This window comes from Bacillus sp. S4 (assembly GCF_040838205.1).
Taxonomy (GTDB): domain Bacteria; phylum Bacillota; class Bacilli; order Bacillales; family Bacillaceae_G; genus Bacillus_A; species Bacillus_A cereus_U.
On record NZ_JBFPJI010000424.1, the window covers coordinates 1 to 2458 of the forward strand.

Below are 2458 nucleotides of genomic sequence, written 5' to 3' on the forward strand. Positions count from 1 at the left end.
TAAGAAGGCGTTTATTTCACCTCCAGCTGCATTTATCATACTTGTTATGATTATTTTACCGTTTTATGCCATTTTTCAAATAATCTCATTCATGATGAATAGATGGCAAAAGCAATTGAAAGGAGCAGCATTATGAAATCTATTTGGAAATCAAAACGATTTTTAATCGGGTTTACTTATCTATTCATACTTGTTTCAGCTAGTTTTATTTATAGTTGGTTCTTTAAAGATAACATCCCAAAACCTCCTCAGTTACTTTACAATGACAATAACGAATTACTTGGAAAGGCCCCCTTTTCGCCATCGTTAATGCCGCCTTTTGGATCTGATCGTTTTGGAGAGTCTGTTTTCTTACAAATTGTAGAAGGAGCAAAATTCACCATTTTATTAGCCGTGGCAATTAGCTTCTTTCGAATTTTATGTGGAACATGTATAGGAATCCTCTTGAGTTTATACGCTCCAAGATTCAAGAGATTTTTCCAGGCATGCTCAGAAGTTTTTTATTATATCCCAACTCTATTTATCGCATTCATACTCATCACGCCCGTTAATATTGTAATTACATCAAATGCTGATAGATTAGATCCAAATATTTCATTTACGTTTTATCAAGTTCTCGTACTTATTTTCGTCGCTCTACCTACACTTTCTTTATATATCTCCTCAGAGGTTGATGAATTTATGAAACGAGATTACATTTTAAGTTCACAATTACTGGGTGCTAGCCGTTTTCATATTATCAAAAAACACTTACGAGTCTTATTACTTGATCGCTTATTTGTGTTATTTATGGAACATATCGTCCAAACACTCATACTCGTTATCCATTTAGCGTTGCTTAACATTGTAATTGGCGGGATACAAATGCGGGAACTCTATGACGGAGTGCCCAAACCTGTTTCTCTATCTAATGATTGGGCAGGTCTTATTGGATTAAATCGTTATGAAATGCATCTTTCATGGTGGATTATTTTTTATACTCTCATTTCATTCTTTATTACGATTCTTTTTATTAAGCTTATGACAATCGGGATTCAAGATGCACTGAAAGCAAGAGATTCGCAAGTTGTAGCAATTCAAACCGTTCCAGATCATAAAAAATTTGTTGAAAATAAAGATTCTTTTTCGTTTGCAAATAAAGTGAACTTTTAATCATGTCTCATCAATCAAGTATTAATTGGCATTGATATTAGTAGAATATAAAAAAGATGATCCCTATTGAATACGAGGGATCATCTTTTTTATGCCGTCTAACTTTTTTAAATGTCCTTTGCTAGACTCATGCTTTTTATATTTAAAGTGAATTATTTACAATCACAATTATGCTGTTTAAAATCGATTACCATACGTCCTTGAATTCTACCTTGTTCCATTTCTTCGAATACATTTTGTACTTTATCTAGAGAACACGTTTGAACAACTGGCACTACTTTTCCTTCTGCGCCGAACATAAATGCCTCCTCCAGATCCTTACGAGTACCAACTAGAGAACCAACTACTTCAATCCCGTCTAATACAAGTCGTGGAATGTTTAAATCCATAGTTTCTACTGGTAAACCTACCGCAACTACTTTACCGCAAGCACGTACTGCATCAACTGCTGAGTTGAAGGCTACTTTAGAAACCGCTGTTACTACAGCAGCATAAGCACCACCAAACTCCTCTTGAACAATTTTATCAGCAGGACCTTGAGAAATCGGATTGATAGTCATATCAGCACCAACTTCTTTTGCTAAGGCTAATTTGTCGTCATTGATATCTACTGCAATTACCTTTGCACCAAATACGTTTTTAGCATATTGAATAGCTAGGTTACCTAATCCACCACAACCATAGATTACGATAGGTTGACCAGGTTTAATGTCTGATACTTTTATAGCTTTATATGTAGTTACGCCCGCACATGTGATTGATGATGCTTGAGCAGGATCTAATCCTTCTGGTACCTTCACCGCATAATCAGCTGTAACAATACATTGTTCAGCCATACCACCATCTACTGAATAACCAGCATTTTTCACTTCACGGCAGAATGTTTCTCTCCCCGTTACGCAATATTCACAACGTCCACAAGATTGGAACATCCATGCAATACTTACACGGTCACCTATCTTTAGTGAAGTAACATCATCAGCAATTTTAGTAACAATACCTACACCCTCATGACCAAGGATGCGGCCATCGGTGTTTCCAAAATCATGATTCGCAACGTGTAAATCAGTGTGGCAAACTCCACAATACTCTACATCTACTAGCGCTTCACCCGAGTGTAACGGACGTAATTCTTTTTCAATAACTTCAATATTTGCTTTGCTGTTTTTATTAACTACTACTGCTTTCATATGTGATCTCCCCTTTAGTGTTTTAGAGTTTTAATGAGTTTATCTCACAACTACTGTCCTCACTATTTTGGCTAATTATTGTACCAAATTTAAGTGTTCAATCATCATTACAGGTT

General features: G+C 35.7%; 2 protein-coding genes and 1 pseudogene. 2 read left to right on the plus strand and 1 reads right to left on the minus strand.

Annotation, left to right across the window (positions count from 1 at the left end; genetic code table 11):
- Positions 1-136 (plus strand): annotated as a pseudogene (locus tag AB3X48_RS22145) (ABC transporter permease subunit); the annotation flags it as partial.
- Positions 133-1152, plus strand: a complete 1020-nt coding sequence (locus AB3X48_RS21090; protein WP_246907648.1) for an ABC transporter permease — start codon at positions 133-135, stop codon at positions 1150-1152. The pseudogene AB3X48_RS22145 and the gene AB3X48_RS21090, both read left to right, overlap by 4 nt.
- A gap of 152 nt (positions 1153-1304) precedes the next feature.
- Here AB3X48_RS21090 and adhP read toward each other — a convergent pair whose 3' ends face one another.
- Complete coding sequence (gene adhP, locus AB3X48_RS21095) at positions 1305-2342, minus strand: alcohol dehydrogenase AdhP (RefSeq protein ID WP_002012687.1); 1038 nt, start codon at positions 2340-2342, stop codon at positions 1305-1307.
- Positions 2343-2458: the final 116 nt, after the last annotated feature.